Consider the following 23,459-nt stretch of genomic DNA (forward strand, 5'->3'; position numbering starts at 1 on the left):
GGATTTATACCGAACGCCGATCCAGCATCGCGCGCGCGATCGTGCCGGCATCGACGTATTCGAGTTCCCCGCCCACCGGCACGCCGCGCGCGAGACGCGTCACCTTCAGGCCCTTGGATTTCAGCGTCTGCGCGAGATAATGCGCGGTCGCTTCGCCTTCGTTCGTGAAGTTCGTGGCGAGCACGATTTCCTTCACGATGCCGTCGGTCGCGCGTTGGATCAGACGGTCGAAGTGGATTTCCTTCGGCCCAATACCATCGAGCGGACTCAGTCGTCCCATCAGCACAAAATACAGGCCGCTGTATGTCAGCGTCTGTTCCAGCATGATCTGGTCGGCGGGTGTTTCGACCACGCAAAGCAGTTCAGCGTCGCGCTCGGGATTGCTGCACACATCGCAGATCGCCGCTTCGGTGAACGTGTTGCACTTCTCGCAGTGCTGCAGATGCTCGGTTGCGAACATCAGCGACCGGCCGAGCTTTTCGGCGCCGGGCCGGTCGTGCTGCATAAGGTGATAAGCCATGCGCTGCGCCGACTTGGGACCCACGCCCGGCAGAGCGCGCAGCGCTTCGACGAGCGCCGACAAGGCGGAAGGTTGTTTCATGCGCAGTGGCCGTGACTCTGAAAGTTGATGTGCTTGCGGTTTAGAAAGGCAGCTTGAAACCCGGCGGCATCGGCATGCCGGCGGTCATGCCGCTCATCTTTTGCTGCGTGGTGGCTTCGGCTTTGCGCACGGCGTCGTTGAATGCGGCGGCGACGAGATCTTCGAGCATGTCTTTGTCGTCGGCGAGCAGGCTCGGGTCGATCACAACGCGGCGCACGTCGTTCTTGCACGTCATTGTCACCTTCACGAGGCCCGCGCCCGACTGCCCTTCCACTTCGATGAGCGCCAGTTCATCCTGCGCCTTCTTCATGTTGTCCTGCATTTGCTGCGCTTGTTTCATCAAGCCGGCGAGTTGGTTCTTCATCATGATCGGGCTCCTTGGGGAAACGGTATAAAAATTGGATATGTGCTGCGTGGCTCGCGTTACTTAGGCCCGCGACAGGAATGGATGTCCGCGTTGAGGCGCTTTAAAACGGTGTTCCAATGCCTTCAAAATTTCAGTTCGCCGATGCCGCATTCTGGCCGCCGCCTTGCGCGCTGCTGCGGTTCTCCGGCGCGATCGGCTTGATGGATCCCTGCACGATACTCGCGCCGAAATCGCGGATCAGCGACTGCACGAACGGATTCTGCGTAATCTCCTTTTCCGCCTGCTGCTGGCGCTCGGCACGATGCGCGGCATCGACAGCCGCGGCCGTACGGCGCGCGGCACCGACGCTCACATTCACTTCGAGCGGCCGGCCAAGCTTGTCGGTCAACGCCGACTTCAGCTTGGCGACCTGCGCACTTTCGGCATATTGCGGAACGGGTACGACCAGCGTGATCGATGCGGCGTCGCACGCGGTCAGCTCGCTGTTGAATGCAAGCTGATAGGCAATGCCCTTTAACGGCAAGTCCACGGCGAGCGCGGGCCAGTCGCCGGATACGCCGATGGCGTCGAGAGGCACGGCTGGTGGAAGCGGACGGGTATCGGCCTTGGCAGCGGGTTTCGTTTCGGGACGCGAGGCGGGTGTGTCGGTAAAGCGCACGTCGTCTGGACCGCTTTCGAACGAGGGCACGAAACCGTCATCGGATGCCATGAAATAACCATCGTCCGATGAAGCCGGCTGATAGTCATCCAGCGGAATTTCTTCCCAAGGAGGAACGGCGCTGCCGTTATTGGCGCCAACGCGAGCGGTCGCGTCCGAACGGGCATCACTCGCGGCCGCGTTTTGCACCGGTGGCGCTGCAGGTCGACGCGGCGCTGGAATCTGTACGACTGGCGCAGCCTTTTGCGCAACCGGCTTGCGCACGGGTTCGGCCGGACGCACTCCCCGATCCGACGACACCCGATTGCCGGCGCTGCGCAGCACGTCGAGCGCGGCACTGGCGCCACCCGGTGCGCGCGTGGGGCCAATTGGCGAAGCCTTTGCCAAATTTTCGACCGGGTTCGACTCTGTAACAGCGCGCTCTGCAAGTTCTTGAGCGGCAGCGGCGATGGGCGCGGGCGCCGACTCGGGCTCGGAAATTTCAACCGCAGCTTCGCGATTTGCCAAGACCTCCGCTTCCGCAGCCGCCGGCACAGAGGTATTGACGGGAGCTTGCATGTCTATGCCCTGCTCGCTCTGCGTGTCTTGAGCAACCTGATCGACCGGCAAAGCGCCGGAGACATTGGCTAAGCTTCCCTCGATACCTTTCGCAGCCAACGATTCTTCGGCCACAGCGGGATGACCCGCATCACCATGTTTGCCCTTGCCTGATACCACCGGCCGATCCACTCGATCCGGCTGCGGCGCAGCGGCAACTTTCGGCGTCGCGTCCGCAACGGCGCGAACGCTGGCAGCCGTGACACCGCCCGGCGCCCGAGCGCCTGCAGCGCTCACGCCGGCTCCGGCAGACTTCACACGCGCGCCACCGCCGCCTCCGCTCGGACCACCCGCGGGTTCAAACGCGAGCATTCGCAGCAGTGTCATCGTGAAGCCGGCGTATTCATCGGGTGCGAGACCCAGTTCGCCGCGTCCAATGGTCGCGATCTGATAGAACAATTGCACATGTTCGGCGCTGAGGGCGTCGGCGAAACGACGGATATCGCCGGCCTCCGGCCATTCATCGAGTACCGATGCCGGCGCGAACTGCGCCCACGCCACCTTGTGCAGCAGCCCGGCGAGATCCTGCAATGCCGTGGAGAAAGACAAGCTTCGCAATGCCATTTCGTCTGCAATTGCCAGCACGCCCGGCCCGTCGCCGGCCGCGAGTGTATCGAGCAGACGGATCAGGTAACTCTGGTCGAGCGCACCGAGCATGCCGCGCACGGCTTCTTCGGTGACCTGATTCGCCGAATAGGCGATAGCCTGATCGGTAAGCGAAAGCGCATCGCGCATGCTGCCGTCCGCCGCACGCGACAACAGCCGCAACGCCTGCGGCTCGTAAGGAATCTTCTCCTCGCCGAGCACGTGTTCCAGATGCCCGACAATATGTCCCGCCGGCATCTGCTTCAGGTTGAACTGAAGACAGCGCGAAAGCACGGTGACCGGAATCTTTTGCGGATCCGTAGTAGCGAGAATGAACTTGACGTGCGCGGGCGGCTCTTCCAGCGTCTTCAACATGGCGTTGAACGCGTGGTTCGTGAGCATGTGCACTTCGTCGATCATGTACACCTTGAAACGCGCATCGACCGGGGCGTACACGGCGCGCTCGAGCAGCGCTGCCATCTCGTCCACGCCGCGATTACTTGCAGCATCCATTTCCACATAATCGACAAAACGCCCTTCGTCGATTTCCTTGCACGCCCGGCAAACGCCGCAAGGCGTCGATGTCACGCCGGTCTCGCAATTCAGCGCCTTCGCGAAGATACGCGATAGCGTCGTCTTGCCGACACCGCGCGTTCCCGTGAACAAATAGGCGTGATGCAACCGCCCGCCGTCGAGGGCGTGCGTGAGCGCGCGAACGACGTGCTCCTGGCCGACGAGCGAGGCAAAGGATTTGGGGCGCCACTTGCGTGCGAGAACTTGATAGGTCATGACGAAATTGTATCAGCAACGTCAAGAGCCCAAAGCGTTTCCCAAGGCGCGATGACGCGTCCCGGCGAGGCGTTTGGCGCGCAGCGGAAGCGACACTGAAACGCGATCTGGCCGCAGCGCATTCGAACCAAAGCGGGAGTTAAAAACGGCGGAAAACGGGCAGAAGTAAAGCGAAGGAGATAAACAGAAGGGTTAAAGCGAAGGTGACGAGCCCGACCCTCGGCACTGGTAGAAAACGGCTGTGGCTGCTTCGTTCCCGACCTGACCAGGTTGACCGCGCCACCATGCGAGGAGGCCCGTCACGAAGAATCATATCAGACATGGTCCGCATTGCGTACTCCGCTTTCGCGCAGCCTCGCACTCACGCTACTGCTATCTGGGTAATCGCCCCAGTATCCTCGTGGAAAATCTGCTCCAAAGACCTTGAAAAATACGTGTCCGGGTACATCCTATCGGTACCCGGCAGCAGATAGCAAAGTAGGCTAAGATGACAAACTGAAGCACCGGTTAAACACCGTGTGGCGGGCGAAAGCGGCAGATCCGGCAACGGCTCCGCGCCCATCCAAGCGAGCGGTTCTACACCCCGCAGCGCGGGCAAACAATTTCCTTGTTTTGGTGTATCGTGGCGAGCATTCAAACGCGGGCCTCGAATCCATAGAGGTATCTACATAATGAGCGAATCGATCAAACATATTAGCGACGCATCCTTTGACCAGGACGTCACGAAGTCGGATAAACCCGTTCTGCTCGATTTCTGGGCTGAATGGTGCGGTCCCTGCAAGATGATTGCGCCCATCCTCGACGAAGTTGCCAAGGATTACGGCGACCGCCTGCAGATCGCGAAGATCAATGTGGACGAACACCAATCCACGCCCGTGAAGTTCGGCGTGCGCGGCATTCCTACATTGATCCTGTTCAAGAATGGTGCAGTTGCCGCGCAGAAGGTCGGCGCTTTGTCGAAGTCGCAGCTGACCGCGTTTCTCGACAGCAATCTCTGATATTGAATACGGTGGGCCGACGCGAGATAGCTTTTGCGTCGGCTGGACCAAGCGGCAAGTTTGTACAGATGCATCGCTTGGCGCTCGCGCCAGGCCTTACAAATAAAAGCAGTTCTCTGCACCTGTGAGATTCCCGCATAATGTTGTGCGACCACAACATGAGCGAAGTCCCCTGCCACCAAGCCTTTTCGAGGCTCCGTCGGCATGTGCTATGCTAGAATCCTAAGACTGCAAGACCAAGACGGTTTCGGTCCTTGAGCGTTCAGCTCACTTCTCCTCCCAAATTCTCTGTTGCACCTCTTCTCCCTGGCGGGAAATCCGTATGCATTTATCCGAGCTCAAGTCTCAGCACGTCTCCGCATTGATCGAAATGGCCAACGGCCTGGAGATCGAAAACGCCAATCGCCTGCGCAAGCAGGAATTGATGTTTGCGATTCTTAAAAAGCGCGCCAAAACCGGCGACACGATTTTCGGGGACGGCACGCTCGAAGTTTTACCGGACGGCTTCGGCTTCCTCCGCTCCCCCGAGACTTCATATCTCGCCAGCACGGACGATATCTACATCAGCCCGTCGCAGATTCGCCGCTTTAATCTGCATACCGGCGACACCATCGAAGGTGAAGTGCGTACGCCGAAAGACGGCGAACGTTACTTTGCACTGGTCAAAGTGGACAAGGTCAACGGCCAGGCGCCGGAAGCCTCGAAGCACAAGATCATGTTCGAGAACCTGACGCCACTCCATCCGAACAAACCGCTGCCGCTCGAGCGCGAAATGCGCGGGGAAGAGAACGTGACGGGCCGGATCATCGACATGATCTCGCCTATTGGTAAAGGTCAGCGCGGCTTGCTGGTGGCATCGCCGAAATCCGGTAAGACCGTGATGCTGCAGCACATCGCGCACGCCATCAAATCGAATCATCCGGATATCGTGCTGTTCGTGCTGCTGATCGACGAACGCCCGGAAGAAGTGACGGAAATGCAGCGTTCAGTGGTCGGCGAAGTGATCGCCTCCACCTTCGACGAACCCGCCGCGCGCCACGTGCAAGTCGCGGAAATGGTGATCGAAAAAGCAAAGCGCTTGGTCGAAATGAAGCACGACGTAGTGATTCTGCTCGACTCCATTACGCGTCTCGCGCGTGCCTACAATACGGTCGTGCCCGCTTCGGGCAAAGTGCTGACCGGCGGTGTGGACGCGAATGCGCTGCAACGTCCGAAGCGCTTCTTCGGCGCGGCGCGGAACATCGAGGAAGGTGGATCGCTCACTATCATCGGTACGGCGCTGATTGAAACCGGTAGCCGCATGGACGACGTGATTTACGAAGAGTTCAAGGGCACCGGCAACATGGAAGTGCATCTGGAACGCCGCCTTGCCGAAAAGCGCGTGTATCCGTCGATCAATTTGAACAAGTCGGGCACGCGTCGCGAAGAACTGCTCATCAAGCCGGATCTGCTGCAAAAGGTCTGGGTGCTGCGCAAGTTCATTCACGACATGGACGAAGTCGAATCGATGGAATTCCTGCTCGACAAGATTCGCCAGACCAAGAACAACGCTGAGTTCTTCGATCTGATGCGCCGCGGCGGTAGTTAAGTCCTAGCGCGTCGAATACGAAACATTAAAGCCGCCCGCAATTTGCGGGCGGCTTTTTTTCGTGTATCGATATCAAGAGCACGATTGGTAACGTGCACGTTCACGTTCAGGTTGATCTATAATTCCCGGATAAAACCACGCGCTGAAATCGATATCCAATGTCCGATGAACTCCTAACCGTCCGCGATGCCGCCGAACGCCTCGGCGTCACGCCGCGCACGCTCAAATACTACGAAGAGCGCGGGCTGGTCGTGCCGAGTCGAAGCGAGGGCCGATATCGGCTGTACGACGCGGCCGATCTGGAACGCTTCGGACGCATTCTCCGGCTGAGGTCGCTCGGGTTTTCGTTGCACCGGATCGTGGAAATGCTCAAGCGCCCGCTCGAAAAGACCGAAGCCGGTCAGAACCGTTATTCGCCGGATTCATTGGCCGAGATCAGGAACGGTTTGCAACAACAGCTCGATGCCATCGATTCCCGCATCGAAAACGTGCGTCGCGAGCTGAAAGAAGCGCAAACCGTGCGTGCTGAACTCAGGCTCGATCTGGATTATGTCGAAGCGCGCCTTGCCGGCCAACCCGCCGACGCTCTCCTCGAACGACAATCTAGAACACGAGCGAAACCGGGGAGTAAAAAGTAGTGAGCGCGCGGGCGCCGGGGTTCGCGGTCGAGCGGCTGCGAGGCGACTTTTTCCCGTGGGTGCTCGCGCTGGTGACGGGCCTCGATTATTTCGATAACGCCATCTTCTCGTTTTTCGCGAGCTACATTTCGGGCGGCATCAATGCATCGCCGGATGAACTCGTGTGGTCATCGAGCGCTTACGCAGTCGCCGCCGTGCTCGGAATCTTGCAGCAGCAATGGTGGGTCGACCGGCTGGGCCATCGGCGATATGTAGCCGGCTGCATGTTCTTCTACGCGTGCGGCGCAATTCTCTCGGCGCTCACCGAAACCTCGCTGGAACTCATGTTCACGCGCGGTCTTCAGGGTTATTTCATCGGCCCGATGATGGGCGCCTGCCGCATTCTGATCCAGATCAGCTTTACGCCGCAAAAGCGCGCGGGCGCAACGCGCGCGTTCCTGATACTGATCGTAGGGAGCAGCGCGGTCGCGCCATTGCTCGGCGGCTGGCTGGTCTCGCATTTCGACTGGCGCGCGCTGTTCGCGTGCACGGCGCCAGTGGGATTCGCGTTCGCGGGACTCGCAATGCTGGCGCTGCCCGATTCGGGCAATGTTCATCGCGATGAACGCGGCGCCACGACGTTCTGGCCGTACCTGTTATTCGCGTTCGCGCAAGGCGCGCTGCAGATCGTGATGCAGCAAGTGCGGTTCGAACACTTCACCACGTCTCCCACGTTAGTGATGCTGACGGCGGCGGGTATCGGCGCGCTGGTCTGGTTTGCGTGGCATCAGTGGCATCATCCCGCTCCGCTCGTTCGCCTGCACGCGTTGCGGGAGCGCTCGTTCCAGGTCGGACTTGCGCTGTACCTGCTCTATTACTTCGAATCGACCGGATTCAGCTATTTGATCTCGCGTTTTCTCGAACAAGGACTCGGTTATCCGGTCGAGAATGCCGGGCGGCTTGTCGGAATCACGTCGCTGATATCGGGTTCCGCGCTTTTTCTTTACTTCAAATATACGAAGTACGTCACGCGCAAAAAGTGGATTATCGTGCCGGGGTTTTTGATTGCGGCGCTCGTCGGCTGGATGATGACGCGCATGTCGCCTGGCGTCGCGCAAATCGACCTTATCTTGCCGATGCTGCTGCGCGGCCTGTTGCTACTTTTTATTGTGTTGCCGGTCGCGAACCTGACATTCAAGATCTTCGCGATCGAAGAATTCACGCATGGCTATCGGTTGAAAAATATCGTGCGGCAATTGACGCTTTCGTTCGCGACGGCGGCGGTGATCATCGTGGAACAGCACAGGCAGGCATTGCATCAATCGCGGCTTGCCGAAGCGGTAAATCCGTACAATCCGGAGTTCCAGAGCGCTGCGGCTACGTTGGCGCACGGATTCGCCGCGGCTGGCCATACGGCCGGCGAGGCGCACGCGCTTGCCATCGTGACGATCTCGCGAATGGTCACGCAACAGGCGAGTTTCCTGGCATCGCTCGATGGCTTTTATTTCCTGATGGGCGTCGCGATTTGCGGCGGTTTGTTCGCGGCGTGGCAAAAGCAGATCGACTGACTAGAGAACGAAACGGACTCCATGGCCAATTTTCTGACACGGCTGATCGGCGGGAATCGTCGCGAGCGCGCGCTGCGCAAGTACGCGATCGATGACACGCTCTGGCAAGCCACGCTCGACGGGCTGCCGTTTTTTGGTCATCTCGATGCCGGCGACCTCGCACGTTTGCGTGAAAATACGACGCTGTTCATCGCGGAGAAGGCGTTTTCGACGGCGCACGATCTGCCCCTGACCGACGCGATGATCGTCTCGATCGCCGTGCAGGCGTGCTTGCCAGTGTTGAATCTGAGCCTGGAGTTGTATCGCGGATGGGTCGGCGTGATCGTGTATCCGGGCGAGTTCGTGATCAAGAAGACAGTCGAGGACGAGGACGGCGTGGTCCACGAGGTCGAACACGATGCCAGCGGCGAAGCGTGGGAAGGCGGGCCGGTGGTGTTGTCGTGGGAAGACGCGCAGATGACCGACGGCCAGGACGCGTACAACGTCGTCATCCACGAGTTTGCGCACAAGATCGACATGCTCAACGGCGAGGCGGACGGACATCCGCCGCTATACAGGAAATGGCACGCGCCTCTGGATTCCGCTGCCTGGAACGATGTTTTCGATCACGCGTACGATCATTTTTGCGCCCAGGTCGACGCCGTTTCCGATCGCCGATGGAACCGTTTCGAGCGCGAATCCCTGGTCGATCCTTACGCGGCCGACCATCCGTCAGAGTTTTTCGCGGTATGCAGCGAAGCGCTGTTCGTCAAACCGGCGGCGTTCGAGCGGGCCTACCCCGATTTGTACAGACTGCTCGCACGCTATTACCGGCAAGACCCGGCGGGCGTCGGTGCGGTTTCAGAAGCTACCGACGACAACCCCAAAAACATGCCAAACAACTGATTTTCTGGCATAATCCACGGTTTTCGACCTCAGGCAAGTGGCTCGCGCTCGGGAAAACTCCTGAACGCACGTTGAGCGGGCTGGCTACCAACAGATACCAAAGGAAAGACCATGAAAGAAGGCATTCACCCGAATTACCGCGAAGTGCTGTTCGTCGACATGTCGAATGATTTCAAATTCATTACGCGTTCGACCATCAACACGCGCGAAACCGGCGAGTTCGAAGGCAAGCAGTACCCGCTGGCAAAGATCGAAGTGTCGTCGGAATCGCATCCGTTCTACACCGGTCAGCAAAAGATCATGGACACGGCCGGCCGTGTCGAGAAGTTCAACAAGAAGTTCGCAGCGTTCTCGTCGAAGAAGTAATTCACTTGAATGGCAGCACCGAAGAAAGGCAGCGGAAGCTGCCTTTTTTTTCGCCGTTTTTCTTCCTCATGTTCCGCTTGCACGCACCGCAATGACGTGCGGGACGGCTCCCGTCTACAATGCCGGATTCGTTAAAAATTGCACTAATTAGAAAGTGACGAAAAACCGTCACAAAAACCGTGTGCGCCCTGGCTTGCCAGCCACGAACCGGCGCCACCGCCTTACCCAATCAGTTCTGTTTCCTGTCGCCACCGCATGCGAAATGTCATCCGCCTGACCGCCTCCGCAACCAGCGCCCTGCCGCGCTGGCTGCTGCTGGCCATTTGTATCGTGTATGCGTCGTTTGGTCTGTTTGGCCGCGATCCGTGGAAAAACGAAGACGCGGCGGGTTTCGGCGTGATGTGGACGATGGCCAACGGCGGCATGAAGGATTGGCTGCTGCCGAATCTGGTTGGCAAGGCGCTGACCTCGGACGGCCCGTTCATGTACTGGCTCGGGGCGGGCTCGATTCGCCTTTTGAGCCCTTGGGTCGATGCCAGCAACGCGTCGCGCGTCGTCACCGGCCTGCTTTTTTGTATAGCGTGTGCGTTTGTCTGGTACACGGCGTATCTGCTCGGCCGCCGCGACGAGGCGCAGCCGTTCAAGTACGCGTTCGGCGGCGAACCGGAACCGCGCGACTACGGCCGCACCCTCGCCGATGGCGCGCTGCTGATCCTGCTCGCCTGCTTTGGTCTCGCCGAGCGCGGCCACGAAACCACGCCCCAGCTTGCACAGTTCGCCGGCACGGCCATGCTGGTGTACGGGCTTGTTCGCAGCTGCGACAAACCCATCCAGGGCGCGCTGATCTGGGGTGCGGCGATTGGCCTTGTCGGCTTGTCGAGTAGTCCGGTGCTGGTGCTGGCCCTGCTGATCTGCACGCTGGCCATGACCGTGATCGTGCGGGAAGTGAGACCGTTTTATCTGCTCGTGCTCGGCGTGCCGGTCGCGGTGATCGTGATTGGCGCGTGGGTCTGGCCCGTGCTCCACATCTACCCCGATGACGGCGAGTGGTGGCTGCGTCAATGGTGGCGTCATAGTTTCGACTCTTTCTCAGGTTCGCCGATTCAGGCGTTGTCTTACGCAATCAAGAACCTCCCGCTTTTTACCTGGCCCGCGTGGCCGCTCGCTATCTGGACCTTTGTCAGCTGGTCGGGACTGCGGCGTTCGCCGCACGTGGCGGTGCCGGTATCGGTGATCGGTCCGTTGCTGGTGCTGGTGATCCTTCAGAGCCACCAGTCGAACCGGCTTTTCATGTTGCTGCTGCCGCCGCTTTCGGTGCTTGCCACGTTCGCGCTGCCTACGCTCAAGCGCGGCGCGATCAACGCCATCGACTGGTTCGCCATGCTGAGTTTTACCCTGCTTGCCACCTTCGTGTGGCTGGTCTGGACAGCGGGTCTGTACGGATTCCCCGCGCCGCTCGCACGCAATCTCGCGCGCCTCGCACCGGGTTTCCAGCCTGAGTTCAAGATCCTGTCGTTCGTGTGCGCAGTCGCCGTGACGGTCTGCTGGTTCTCGCTCGCACGGTGGCGGCTCGCGCGGCATCCGAAAGTCTTGTGGCGCAGCGTGGTGCTCTCGAGCGCGGGCACGACGTTGATGTGGGTACTGTTGATGACGCTGTGGCTGCCGGTCGTGAATTACAGCCGGACATATCGTGATGTGGCGGAACAGATCGCCGATCACCTTCCGGCCGATTACACCTGCATTTCACCAGTGCGTCTGGGCGATGCGCAGATTGCGACGTTCGCCTATTTCGGCGGCATGCATTTCGCCTTCGATGAAGACTGCGACGTCATCTTGCGCCAGGACACGCAGGATTACGGCGAGCCGTCGTCCATCTCGACGTTCGTCTGGAAGCTCGTGTGGGAAGGCCGGCGCGTCGCCGACCGCGACGAGCGCTTCCGGCTCTACGTTCGTATCGAACGGCCAGTTCCGCCGGTCAGACGGCCAGGTCCGAAATCGCTGCGCCGGGGCACGAACTGACCATGTGGCCAGACGTCCGGAAGATCGCGGCTTTGGCGTGGCCGGTGCTGATCGGGCAACTGGCGATCATTGCGTTCGGCGTGATCGATACCGCCATGGTCGGCCGCTTCTCCGCCATCGATCTCGCCGCGCTCGGCCTGGGTTCATCGATATACATCTCGGTCTACATTGGCCTGACCGGCATTCTCACCGCCTTGCAGCCGATCGCCGGGCAACTGTTCGGCGCGCGTCAGGAGGCCGAGATCGGCGAGGAAGTGCGGCAGGCGTTGTGGCTGGCGGCGGTGTTGTCGGTGATTGGCTTCGTTTGCCTGTACTTCCCGCAACCGCTTTTGAGCATCGCCGATGCCCCGCCCGCCCTGCACGAACGGACCCTCTCCTATTTGCGGATTCTTTCGCTGGGTTTGCCCGCGAGTCTCGCGTTTCGCGTCTATAGCTCGCTGACCAATGCGGTCGGCAAGCCGCGTCTCGTGATGTTCCTGCAGGTCGGCGCACTCGTGGTGAAGGTGCCGCTCAACTTGTGGTTCATTTTCGGCGGCTTCGGCTTGCCGGCGCTTGGCGGTCCGGGCTGCGCGATCGCCAGCACGCTGATCAACTGGCTGATTGCGATCGTTGGAATGACGGTGCTCGTGCGCGTCGAGTTCTTCCGGCAGTTCGGCATCTTCGCGCGCTTTTGCTGGCCCGTGTGGCAACGTCAAAAAGCGCTGCTCAAGCTCGGCATTCCGATGGGTCTTTCTTATCTCATCGAAGTGACGTCGTACACGTTCATGGCGCTGTTCATCTCGCATTTCGGTACGACCACGCTCGCCGGACATCAGATCACGGGGAACATCGGCGCGGTGCTTTACATGACGCCGCTGTCCATTGGCGTGGCGTCGGCCACGCTCGTTTCGCAGGCAATCGGCGCGCAACGTTTCGATGCCGCCCGTTCCCTCGCGCGCCACGGCATCGCGCTTTCGTGCGGGATCGCGTGCGTGTACGGCGTGGTGTTGTTCGCGCTGCGGCCCTACGTGCTGATGGCTTATACGCCGGACGCGCAGGTCATTGCCGCGGCCATGCCGCTACTGGCAATCGTGGTGTTCTATCACCTCTTCGATGCCCTTCAGATCACCACGGCCTTCGTGCTGCGCGCCTACAAGGTCGCGGTCGTGCCAACCGTTATCTACGCCGTCGCGCTGTGGGGAATCGGGCTCGGCGGCGGTTATGCGCTCGGCTTCGATGTCGGCGGATTCGCGCCGCAATGGCTGCAAGGCGCACGCGGTTTCTGGGTCGCGAATTCGCTGAGCCTGGGCGTTGCGGGCATCGGGCTGTTTCTATATTGGCGCCGCGTGAGCCGCCGCCATATCGCGGCATAGCATCGACTCGCGACCATCGCAACAACGCGCATCCGATGCAAACAATCGTCAAAACCGTGTCGCGCGATGGAAACAATCAGTTAGGTTGACGTAACGCTCCGGTAAAATCGCCAGCGGTTTTGGACATCACGGAGCGCATTCGATGATCGGCGTCATAAAAAAACAAACCTGGACGCTGGCATCGGCCGCTGCCGTCTTGTTGCTGGCAATCGGATTTCTGGGCGCCACGCATCGCGCCGATGCCGCCCGCACCGTCAGCGTGTCGCCGCAGGGCAAGGTCACGCAAGTCCGGCAAGTCGTCGTCAAGTTCGATGAAGCGATGATCGCGTTCGGCGATCCTGCCGCGAAAGCGCCGGCTCAAGTGCATTGCAGCGGCGGCGCGGCGGCAGGCTCGGCACACTGGATCGACGATAAAACCTGGGCCTACGATTTCAATCAGGATCTGACGCCCGGCATGCGTTGCTCGGTGGCGCTCAATGACGGCCTCAAATCCAGCGCCGGAAACGCGTTGAGCGGTCCGCGTGAATATCGTTTCGAAACAGGCGGCCCGTTTGTATTGAGCGTGATGCCCGATTATGGCGAGATCGAAGAGAATCAGTTTTTCGTATTGAAGCTCAACGGCCCCGCAACCGAAGCGTCCGCGCTGCAAAACATCTGGTGCGAATCGAACGGATTGGGCAACCGCATTCCGGTCAAAACCGTCGACGCCACTTCGCGCACGGCACTTCTCAAACGCTTCCACCTCGAAAAAGACAGCGCCCGCATTCTCACGCTCGCGTGCCAGCAGACGTTGCCATCGGCCACGAAGATGCAGCTCGTCTATGGCCGTGGCGTGACCGGCCCGAGCGGTATCGCGAACGACGTTGAAAAGCGTTTCGACTTCGATGTCCGCGAACCCTTTACCGCGAGTTTTTCGTGCGAACGTGAAAACGCAAAAGCGCCTTGCACGCCGCTGCGGCCGTTACGGATTCGCTTCAGCTCGCCCGTCCTTCGCACCGACGCCGCGAAGATCGCGCTGCACGGCCCGGGCGGCAAAACATCGCCGAAATTCGATCCCGACGAAAAGGACAGCGAGATCAGCACCGTCGAGTTCGCCGCGCCGTTGCCGGAACACGCGGATTTAACGATCGAATTGCCTGGCGGATTGAAGGACGCCAGCGGCCGCGCGTTGTCCAACGCCGATCTGTTCCCGCTGAAAACCGCGACCGCGCCAATGCCGCCGCTCGCCAAGTTTTCATCGTCGACGTTCGGGATCATCGAGCGCTTCGCCGAGCCGAACATGCCCGCGATGTTGCCGGTCACGCTGCGCCACGTCGAGGCCGACCTGAAGGTCAGCGGGTTGAACGCGGGCGCGTCGAGCGTGACGAAATTGCGCGTGGACGCGGATACGGATATCCGCCGATGGATGAAGACCGTCGATCAGTTCGACGGCTTTTCCATGTCCGTCTCGCAGATCCAGAAGACGATGCCGGAACTCCTTCACAACGGCATCAAGCCTGTCTACGCATTCGGAAGCACGCCAAAAAATCCCGAGATCGATATCCGATCGTTGTCGTTGCTCGCAAAGCAGCCGGGCGTCGAGACATTGAGCGTGCCGCAGGCCGATCCGAAATCCTTGCGGCCTTTTGAGGTTGTCGGCATTCCGCTCACGAAACCGGGCTTCTACGTGGTCGAACTGGCGTCGCCGGCGCTCGGTGCGTCGTTGCTCGGCAAGCCCCAAGCCATGTACGTGCGCACTTCCGTGTTGGTCACGAATCTCGGCGTGCATTTCAAGCAGGGGCGCGAAAACAGCATCGTCTGGGTGACCGCGCTCGACAGCGGCAAACCCGTGCCCAACGCACAAGTGCGCGTCACCGATTGCAATGGCGATGAACTGGCCGTTGCGAAGACGGACGCGAAAGGCATTGCGAAGATCGATAAACCGCTTGCAGCCGCGAACGAATGCGGTTCGGACGGCTTCGACTGGTCGGGATTTTTTGTATCGGCACGTGTGGACGATCCGAAGACCGGTCCCGACATGGCGTTCGTGCGCTCGGACTGGAATCGCGGTATCGAAAGCTGGCGTTTCAACGTCCCGACCGACATGAGCCGCGACCAGACCACGCGCGCCACGACCGTGTTCGACCGGACGCTCTTGCGCGCGGGCGAAACGGTGTCGATGAAACACTTGATGCGCGAGGAAACGCTCAGCGGTTTCGCGTTCCCGGCGCATATGCCCTCGCGCGTGACGATCCGGCATCTGGGCAGCGGCCAGACGTATCGCCTGCCGCTCAAATGGGCCGCCGATCACAGCGCGGATTCCACGTTCCCGATTCCCGCCGCGGCGAAGCTCGGGGAATACAGCGTGACGCTGGACGACGGCAAGGTCGATGCGGACAGCGACGATGACGACAATTCGGGTTCCGGCCGGATGAGCATCGATACAGGCAGCTTCCGCGTCGAGGAGTTCCGGCTTCCGGTGTTCAAGGGATCCATCGGCATACGCGACCAGAAAACCGGCGCGCTCGTCGCGGCAAAAGAAGCGCCGCTCGCGGTCCAGATTGAATATGTATCGGGCGGACCGGCATCGAATCTTCCCGTGCAAGTGTCGGCGTTGCTGAAAGACGCATCGCCGGCGTTTGCATCGCAATTCGAATCGTTCAGCTTCGCGCCGTACAAAAAGCCTGCCGACGACGGTTCGAGCGCGCCCTCCACGCAAGCCGACGACGACAATTCCGCCGCGCAGGAAGATACATCGACGGCAAAACTCGTCGCCGATAAAACCGCGCTCACGCTCGATCGCAACGGCACGGGCACGTTGACGCTGAAATCGCTGCCAGCAGTCGAAGCGCCGAAACGCCTCGCGCTGGAAGCGACCTTCGCGGACCCGAACGGCGAGATCCAGACGCTGCGCGGCGACGCCATGCTTTGGCCCGCCGAGGTCGCCGCTGGCATCAAGGCGGGCGACTGGGTATCGGTTGGGAACGCGGTGCCGGTTCAAGCGCTCGCCGTCGATTTGCAGGGCAAGCCGCGCGCCGGCGTCGCGCTGGAGATTCGCGGCGTCGCGCGCACCATGACGAGTTCACGCAAGCGCATGGTCGGCGGTTTCTACGCCTACGACAACCACACCGAAACCCGCGACCTCGGCACGCTCTGCAGCGGCAAGAGCGACGACCACGGCCTGCTTTCCTGCGATGCAAAACTCAAGGAAGCCGGCAACGTCGACCTGATTGCGATCGCGAAAGACGGCGAAGGACGCGTTGCGAACGCGACGACATCGGTCTGGGTCACGCGCGAAGACCAGCTTTGGTTCGGCGGCGAAAACACGGACCGTATCGATGTCTTGCCCGAGAAAACGAGCTACGAACCTGGCGAGACCGCGCGCTTCCAGGTGCGCATGCCGTTCCGTTTCGCGACCGCGCTGGTTGCCGTGGAACGCGAGGGGATCGTGGAAACGAAGGTGGTGGAACTGGATGGCAAGAATCCGACCATCGAACTGAAAGTCCAGGAAACGTGGGGGCCGAACGTGTATGTGTCCGTGCTCGCCATTCGCGGCCGGATTCACGAAGTGCCGTGGTATTCGTTCTTCACGTGGGGCTGGAAAGCGCCGCTCGATTGGGCGCATGCGTTCTGGTACGAAGGGCGGCAATATGAAGCGCCTACGCCGCTCGTCGATTTGTCGAAACCCGCGTTCCGGTATGGATTGGGCGAGATCAAGGTCGGTACGGCGGTGCACAGGCTCGGCGTGACCGTGACGACCGACGCGAAGTCGTACGCGGTGCGTTGCAAGGCGCACGTGAAGGTTCGCGTGACGTTGCCGGGCGGCAAACCGGCACCGGCGGGCACGCAGATCGCGCTTGCCGCCGTCGATGAAGCCCTGCTCGAACTCATGCCGAATCAAAGCTGGAATGTGCTCGACGCCATGCTGCAACGGCGTGCCTATGGCGTGGAGACATCGACGGCGCAGATGGAGATCATCGGGCGGCGTCACTTCGGGCGCAAAGCGGTGCCCGCGGGCGGTGGCGGCGGACACAGCGCGACGCGCGAACTCTTCGATACCCTCCTGCTCTGGAACCCGCGCGTGACGCTCGATGCAAACGGCGAAGCGTCCGTAGACGTACCCTTGAACGACGCATTGACGAGCTTCCGCATTGTTGCGATCGCGGCTGTCGGCGCGGGGCAATTCGGAACGGGAAGCACGTCGATACGCAGTACGCAGGACCTGCAACTGATATCGGGCTTGCCGCAGCTCGTGCGTGTGGGCGACCAGTTCCGCGCGCTCTTCACTCTGCGCAATACGACGGCGCGCACCATGCAGGTCGTGGTCACGCCGAACGTTCCATCGCTCGATCTGAAGGCGCAAACCGTTGAACTCGCGCCGGATTCATCGAAGGAAATCTCGTGGGAGATCAACACGCCGGACGCCATCGGGCTCGCGGCGACGGGCGCGTTGAACTGGCAAGTGAACGCAGCCGAGCAAGGCGGTCCCAAAGCGGCCGATGCCATCAAACTCGTGCAACGCGTCGTGCCGGCCATTCCCGTCACGGTCCAGCAAGCCACCATGACGCAAGTCGATGGCACGTTCAGCCTGCCCGTCGCGCCGCCGGAGACAGCGGTGGCTTCAGCGAATGGACAGATTCGCGGCGGCATAGCGGTGACGTTGCAGCCGAAACTCGCCGATGGAATGCCGGGCGTGCGCCGCTGGTTCGAACGTTATCCGTACACTTGCCTTGAGCAGCAGACATCGCGTTCGCTGGGATTGAACGACCTCACGCAATGGCAGACGGTGATCGCGCGCATGCCGTCGTACCTTGACAGCGATGGTCTTGCGAACTACTTCCCGCCATCGGACGATTCGCGCCCTTACGGCAGCCCGGCGTTGAGCGCGTATTTGCTTGCGGTCAGCGACGAAGCATCGAAAGCCGATCGCCGGTACGCGCTGCCCGACGACCTTCGCGACAAGCTCGCGGGCGCGTTGACGAATTTCGTCGAAGGGAAAATCCAGCGCACGTTCTGGTCGCCACGTCAGGATCTGGACTTCGTGAAGCTCTCGGCGATCGAAGCGTTGTCGCGTTATGGTCTCGCCGAGCCGCGCATGCTCGGCTCGATCACCATCGCGCCGAATCAGTGGCCGACGTCCGCGCTGCTCGACTACTACGCGATCCTTTCGCGTGTGAACGGCATCGCGCAACGCGACGAGCAACGTGCGCAGATCAACCAGATCCTGCGCGCCCGGATGACGTACTCGGGCACGCGCCTCGTGTTCTCGACCGCGGCCGATGACGACCTCTATTGGCTCATGACCGGGCCGGAGACGAACGCGGCGCGCATGGCGCTGCTTTTCGCCGATGACCCGACATGGAAAGATGATATGCCGAGGTTGATCGGCGGATTGCTCGCGTTGCAGAAGAACGGCGCGTGGCAAACCACGACATCGAACCTGTGGGGCAAGCTGGCCGTCGAGCGGTTCTCGCGTGTGTTCGAAAGCACGCCAGTGACGGGGCAAACGCAGATTGCGCTGGGCGGAGTCGAGAAGGCGATTGCGTGGAGCACGCCGGCTTCTCCAGCAAATCCGCGTAGCGTCACTTTGCCGTGGACCACAGGCGCGCTGAACCTTACGCAAGATGGCACCGGCAAGCCATGGGCGACTATCGAAAGTCTCGCGGCCGTTGCGTTGAAAGCGCCGTTCGCCGCGGGATATCGGATCACGAAGACCGTTACGCCCATCAACCCGGCCGTGAAGGGCACGCTTTCGCGTGGCGACATAGTGCGCGTTCATCTTGATATCGATGCACAAAGCGACATGACGTGGGTCGTCGTGAACGATCCCGTTCCGGCAGGAGCAACGATCCTCGGCTCGGGCCTCGGCCGCGATTCGGAAGCAGCGACCGAAGGTGAAAAGAGTCCGCAAGGCGCATGGCCGGCTTTCGTGGAACGAGGTTTCGATGGATATCGTGCGTATTACGACTATCTGCCGAAGGGAAAGCTTCAGGTCGAATACACGGTCCGGTTGAACAACGCAGGCACGTTCGGGCTGCCACCGACGCGGGTCGAAGCGCTGTATGCGCCGTCCGTGTTCGGCGTGATTCCCAACGCGACCGTGGTTGTCGCGCCACTCGCCGCTCTACCAGCTGCTACAAAATAAAGCGATGAAACGCGCCGCCCTCGCCCTTCTCGGATGCATGTTTGCAAGCTCGGCCATGGCGCTGCCGAGCTTCGACGAAGTGCGCGCAGGCTGGCGGAGTTCCGACTGGGTTTTGCTCGGCCGCGATGGCGAGCCGCTGCAACGCACGCGTATCGATACAACCGAACGTCGTGGCGACTGGATTGCGCTGCAGGATGTCTCGCCCGCGTTGCGCGAAGCGATCGTCGTCTCGGAGGACAAGCGCTTCTACGAACACAGCGGCGTGGACTGGCGCGGAGCCGCGGCCGCGGCGTGGGCGAACTTGTGGAACACGCGTACGCGCGGCGCGTCGACGGTGACCATGCAACTGACCGGTTTGATCGATGAAGATCGACGCCCGGGCCGAAGATCGGTGACCGAAAAAGCGACGCAAACGGTCGGCGCATTGTGGCTCGATCACGCGTGGCGCAAGGATCAGATTCTCGAGGCGTATCTGAACCTCGTGCCGTTTCGCGGCGAGATCGTGGGGTTATCGGCGTTATCGCAAACCTTGTTCGGCAAGGCGCCGTCCGGCTTGAACGAGCGCGAAGCCGCCGTGACCGCCGCGCTCGTGCGCGCGCCGAATGCGAACTACGCGAAGGCGTCATCGCGCGCGTGCGGAATCTTGCGCGACATGAACCGGGCGAAGACATCGGCCGCGGACCCATGCGTGAATCTCGACAGCTATGTGCAGTTGACGCTGACACGCACGGCATCGGTTGATCAGCGTTCTGCGAATGCCGATTCCCTCGCGCCGCATTTCGCGCGCCGTATTGCGAACGAGGTTCATCCGGAAGCGGGCGCACGCATCAAGTCCACGCTCGATACACGCCTGCAACGCTTCGCCCGTGACTCGCTCGCGCGTACCTTGCTCGAACTCAACGCGCGCGCGCATCAACGCAATGTGCATGACGGCGCGGCTATCGTGATCGATAACCGCAGCGGCGAGATCCTCGCGTGGGTCGGCTCGGCGGGCGGGTTGTCGAATGCGCCGGAAGTCGATGCGGTCGTCGCGCTGCGTCAGGCCGGCTCGACGCTGAAGCCGTTTTTATACGCTCAGGCCATCGATGAAAAACGTCTCACGCCCGCAAGTCTTCTCGATGACGCCCCGCTTGATCTCGCCACGGGCGGCGGTTTGTATATCCCGCAAAACTACGATCACGATTTCAAGGGCTGGGTGAGCATGCGCACGGCGTTGGGGTCGTCGCTGAACGTGCCGGCGGTGCGCACGCTCGTGATGGTCACGCCGCACCGGTTCGCGAAAACGCTCGTGTCGCTCGGCTTGCCGCTCACGCAAGCCGGCGACTATTACGGCTTCAGCCTGGCGCTCGGTAGCGCCGACGTGACGCTTGCATCGCTTACGAACGCATATCGCACGCTCGCGAATGGCGGCGTCGCGGGGCAAATGTTCGACATTGCAACGCATCCGCCAGCCGCAAATCCGAAACGCATTTTCAGCCCGCAGGCAAGCTTCATAGTCACAAATGTCCTCGCGGACAACAACGCCCGCACGCGCACGTTCGGCTTCGACAGCGTGCTCGCTACGCGCTTTTTCAGCGCGGTCAAGACCGGCACGAGCAAGGACATGCGTGACAACTGGGCGGTCGGTTATACGTCGCGATACACGGTGGGCGTCTGGGTCGGCAACGCCGATGGCGCGCCCATGTGGGACGTGTCCGGCGTGACAGGCGCCGCGCCCGTGTGGGCGGCGCTCGTGAACTACCTGCACCGGCAGACGCCGAGCCGCGCGCCCGTCGCGCCCGAAGGCGTGGTGCGCACGAAGATCACGTATCAGAACGACATTGAGCCAGCGCGCGACGACTGGTTTTTGAGCGGCACGGAAATGTCGCGGATCGCGTTATCGGCGAATGCCGATGGGTCGGTTCTCAAGGGCGCGGCCCGGATTGTGACGCCGACCGATGGCACGATCTTCGCGCTCGATCCTGATATTCCCGCAGCGCGCCAGCGCGTCTGGTTCGAAAGCGGACCAGGCGCACCTTCGGGCAGTACGTGGCGCCTGGACGGCAAGCCGGCGGGACGCGCAGGACACGCGGAACATGCGGAACGTATGGCATGGTTGCCTTGGCCGGGCCATCACACGCTGGAACTCATCGATACACACGGCGCAGTCGTCGATTCGGTGAAATTCGAAGTGCGCGGCGCCTATGCAAAAATCAAGACCAAGGGCTGACTGGATCGAATTTTGATCACGCTCGGCTTAAGACAAAAGACAGCTTAATAGCGAAGACATTCAAAAAGTTTTAAATCTCGGCAGGACCGTCCGCATCCGCCAGGCGTCTGGTGATAATCGCTAAAGGGCAAGCGAAACGTCCTGTGACAAGCGATCAGGCAGCAAAATAATATCCGCCGATGTTGTCAAAATTAATGCCGCTCGAACGGATTCACAGTCGCCGCCATTATCCTGACGATCGTTTTGTCCTATGCTAGTTGGACTTTCTGGCCAGGCTTCCAGTAAAGTCGGGGCGGCACCGCGACACTCATTTCTCCTTTTGCTTTTAACCTGGAGCACTTGTCATGCTTAAAAAGCTGTTGATGTTGTTTCTGGCCTTTTCGTTGTCGATCGGCGCTGCGTTCGCCGCCACCGATGTGAACACAGCGGATCAGGCCTCGCTTGAAGCCATCAAGGGGCTGGGTCCCGTGAAGTCGAAAGCGATCATCGACGAACGGACTGCAAACGGCCCGTTCAAGGACGCAGACGATCTCGCCAATCGCGTGAAAGGACTTGGAACAAAATCCGTCGGGCATCTGGAGGAAGCGGGGCTGACAATCGGCGGCTCTTCCGCGCCGCCGACAGGCGCGAAGCCTTCCAAGACGCCTGCAACGAGCACGAGCGCGGCGCCGGGCAAATCGACGGTGAAATCCTCGACCGCAGCAACGGCCGCGACCTCTCCTGCAGCGACCACGGCCACGACGCCCGCGGTCACGCCGGATGCGGCATCGGCTCCGAAAGCCAAAAAATCGAAGAAAGCGAAAGCCGCTGATTCAGCAAGCAGCCCGGCCACAGCCACTGCCGATGCAGCTTCTGGCGCGAGTGGCGCCAAGGCATCGAAGAAGTCAAAGAAGAAGAAAGCCGCGAGCGACGCGGCAGCGACCTGAGCGCAGCGACGCATTCGTGCAATGGCCACACGCACGACGCTCGCGCTCAAGCGTACTCAAGTCGCTTTGTAGCAGAACACTCGCCGTCCTGATGGACGGCACCTTGTTAGCCCGGTTACTGCAATACAACCGGGCGATAACCAACCGCATCGCTTTTGAGAGAGACAGCCATGAGCCTACTCGATACCCTCGCCTCGTCCTTCGGCAAATCGTCACCGGAAGGTGGCGGCGCAGCGCCGGCCGGTCTGGTCGCCGTCGCAATGGAATTCATCAACAACCAGCCGGGCGGCCTCACCGGCTTGATCCAGCGCTTCCATGAAAATGGCGCTGGTGATGTCGTGTCGTCGTGGATTGGTCATGGCGAAAACAAGCCGATCAGTTCCGACACCCTCACGAACGTACTTGGCTCGGGCGCGGTCAGCGACCTCGCGCAGAAAGCCGGTGTATCGGGCGATCAGTTGAGCGGCATGCTGGCAGCTGTTCTGCCGCATCTGGTCGATAAGGCAACGCCGAACGGCGAAGTGCCGGCCGACGGCAAGCTCGATCTGAGCAGCGTGCTGGGTTCGCTCGGCGGCCTGGGCGGCTTGTTCGGCAAGGGTGAAGAACCGAAGGCTTGATCGTGCTTCGTTTCTGAGTTTTTGCTTGGAAGATAAAAAGGGGCATCGGTTTGATCCGATGCCCCTTTTTCTTAGTGCTTGAAACCTTGTCGCGCCAGCAATTTCCAGCCGTTGCCGACCTTCTTCCAGACCATCAGCTGATCGAGTTCAACGTCGGTCTGCTTGCCGTCGCTTTCCACTGTCGTCGAAAAATGATCGCGGACGATGGCGTTATCGCCTGCGAGGGTCACGCTCGGCGCGCTCAGGTCGATGCGCTTGTAGTGCGTCTTCCCGCTCACGATCGTATCGATATAAACCTGCTGGTTCTGCACCGACGCGTTCGAATGACCGTAGCTCAGCGTTGGTGTGGTCAGCGCTTTGAGTTCGGCGCCGTTCGCCGCGATCATTGCGGCGTGCAAGCGCTGAACGGCCGAGTCCAGGGATGCCTGATCGGTGGCTTTCGCGTAAGCGTTCAGCGACGCGGCGCACGCAATGGTTGCGGCCAGAAAAATTTTGAGTTTTGTCATGGGCATATTCTTAAGGCTCGGATTTGAACGGACATCGTATGACTACTCAGCGTTACCTAACCGAACATCACCGCTACCAATTAAAAT

Annotated in this window: 16 protein-coding genes and 1 other RNA gene; 12 read left to right on the forward strand and 5 right to left on the reverse strand. The window is 60.7% G+C overall.

Annotated elements, in window-relative coordinates:
- Window positions 1–4 precede the first annotated feature (4 nt).
- The 4 genes from recR to ffs all read right to left on the reverse strand — a co-directional run bounded on the left by recR (window position 5) and on the right by ffs (window position 3,898).
- Complete coding sequence (gene recR, locus ASG35_RS24600) at window positions 5–601, reverse strand: recombination mediator RecR (protein ID WP_056363946.1); 597 nt, start codon at window positions 599–601, stop codon at window positions 5–7.
- A 40-nt stretch (window positions 602–641) separates the two neighbouring features.
- The gene (locus ASG35_RS24605) at window positions 642–968 is read right to left on the reverse strand and encodes a YbaB/EbfC family nucleoid-associated protein (RefSeq protein ID WP_056363948.1); all 327 of its coding nucleotides are present in this window, start codon (window positions 966–968) and stop codon (window positions 642–644) included.
- Window positions 969–1,098: 130 nt separating this feature from the next.
- Window positions 1,099–3,597 (reverse strand): DNA polymerase III subunit gamma/tau, encoded by a 2,499-nt coding sequence (locus ASG35_RS24610; protein ID WP_056363950.1) that lies wholly within the window; start codon window positions 3,595–3,597, stop codon window positions 1,099–1,101.
- A gap of 202 nt (window positions 3,598–3,799) precedes the next feature.
- Window positions 3,800–3,898, reverse strand: an RNA gene (gene ffs / locus ASG35_RS31085) — signal recognition particle sRNA small type.
- A 370-nt stretch (window positions 3,899–4,268) separates the two neighbouring features.
- On the opposite strand from ffs, the gene trxA reads away from it, so the two are divergent.
- From trxA to ASG35_RS24670, 12 genes are all read left to right on the forward strand, one after another.
- Window positions 4,269–4,595 (forward strand): thioredoxin TrxA, encoded by a 327-nt coding sequence (trxA, locus tag ASG35_RS24615; protein WP_031356443.1) that lies wholly within the window; start codon window positions 4,269–4,271, stop codon window positions 4,593–4,595.
- Window positions 4,596–4,917: 322 nt separating this feature from the next.
- Window positions 4,918–6,183 carry a transcription termination factor Rho gene (gene rho / locus ASG35_RS24620; RefSeq protein WP_056363952.1) on the forward strand — a complete coding sequence of 422 codons (1,266 nt, stop codon included), beginning with the start codon at window positions 4,918–4,920 and terminating at the stop codon, window positions 6,181–6,183.
- A 158-nt stretch (window positions 6,184–6,341) separates the two neighbouring features.
- Entirely contained in the window at window positions 6,342–6,821 is a 480-nt protein-coding gene (locus tag ASG35_RS24625; protein ID WP_056363954.1) for a MerR family transcriptional regulator, read from the forward strand.
- Window positions 6,821–8,368 carry an MFS transporter gene (locus ASG35_RS24630; protein WP_056363957.1) on the forward strand — a complete coding sequence of 516 codons (1,548 nt, stop codon included), beginning with the start codon at window positions 6,821–6,823 and terminating at the stop codon, window positions 8,366–8,368. The genes ASG35_RS24625 and ASG35_RS24630 overlap by 1 nt, the downstream gene beginning before the upstream one ends.
- A 21-nt stretch (window positions 8,369–8,389) precedes the next feature.
- Complete coding sequence (locus tag ASG35_RS24635) at window positions 8,390–9,253, forward strand: zinc-dependent peptidase (RefSeq protein ID WP_056363959.1); 864 nt, start codon at window positions 8,390–8,392, stop codon at window positions 9,251–9,253.
- Between the two features lie 111 nt (window positions 9,254–9,364).
- Complete coding sequence (locus ASG35_RS24640; RefSeq protein ID WP_056363961.1) at window positions 9,365–9,619, forward strand: type B 50S ribosomal protein L31; 255 nt, start codon at window positions 9,365–9,367, stop codon at window positions 9,617–9,619.
- A 255-nt stretch (window positions 9,620–9,874) separates the two neighbouring features.
- Entirely contained in the window at window positions 9,875–11,638 is a 1,764-nt protein-coding gene (locus ASG35_RS24645) for an ArnT family glycosyltransferase (RefSeq protein ID WP_056363963.1), read from the forward strand.
- A 2-nt stretch (window positions 11,639–11,640) separates the two neighbouring features.
- Window positions 11,641–12,990, forward strand: a complete 1,350-nt coding sequence (locus tag ASG35_RS24650) for an MATE family efflux transporter (protein ID WP_056363965.1) — start codon at window positions 11,641–11,643, stop codon at window positions 12,988–12,990.
- Between the two features lie 142 nt (window positions 12,991–13,132).
- Window positions 13,133–19,114 (forward strand): Ig-like domain-containing alpha-2-macroglobulin family protein, encoded by a 5,982-nt coding sequence (locus ASG35_RS24655; protein ID WP_056363967.1) that lies wholly within the window; start codon window positions 13,133–13,135, stop codon window positions 19,112–19,114.
- Window positions 19,115–19,118: 4 nt separating this feature from the next.
- Window positions 19,119–21,323 (forward strand): penicillin-binding protein 1C, encoded by a 2,205-nt coding sequence (pbpC, locus tag ASG35_RS24660; RefSeq protein ID WP_056363969.1) that lies wholly within the window; start codon window positions 19,119–19,121, stop codon window positions 21,321–21,323.
- A 344-nt stretch (window positions 21,324–21,667) separates the two neighbouring features.
- Entirely contained in the window at window positions 21,668–22,249 is a 582-nt protein-coding gene (locus tag ASG35_RS24665) for a ComEA family DNA-binding protein (RefSeq protein WP_056363971.1), read from the forward strand.
- Between the two features lie 170 nt (window positions 22,250–22,419).
- On the forward strand, window positions 22,420–22,866 hold the full coding sequence (locus ASG35_RS24670; RefSeq protein ID WP_056363973.1) for a YidB family protein: 447 nt from the start codon (window positions 22,420–22,422) through the stop codon (window positions 22,864–22,866).
- Between the two features lie 71 nt (window positions 22,867–22,937).
- Here ASG35_RS24670 and ASG35_RS24675 read toward each other — a convergent pair whose 3' ends face one another.
- A complete protein-coding gene (locus ASG35_RS24675) occupies window positions 22,938–23,372 on the reverse strand; it encodes a nuclear transport factor 2 family protein (protein ID WP_056363975.1) in 435 nt (144 codons plus the stop codon).
- Window positions 23,373–23,459 lie beyond the last annotated feature (87 nt).

The sequence above is a fragment of the Burkholderia sp. Leaf177 genome (genome assembly GCF_001424345.1).
Taxonomy (GTDB): Bacteria; Pseudomonadota; Gammaproteobacteria; order Burkholderiales; family Burkholderiaceae; genus Caballeronia.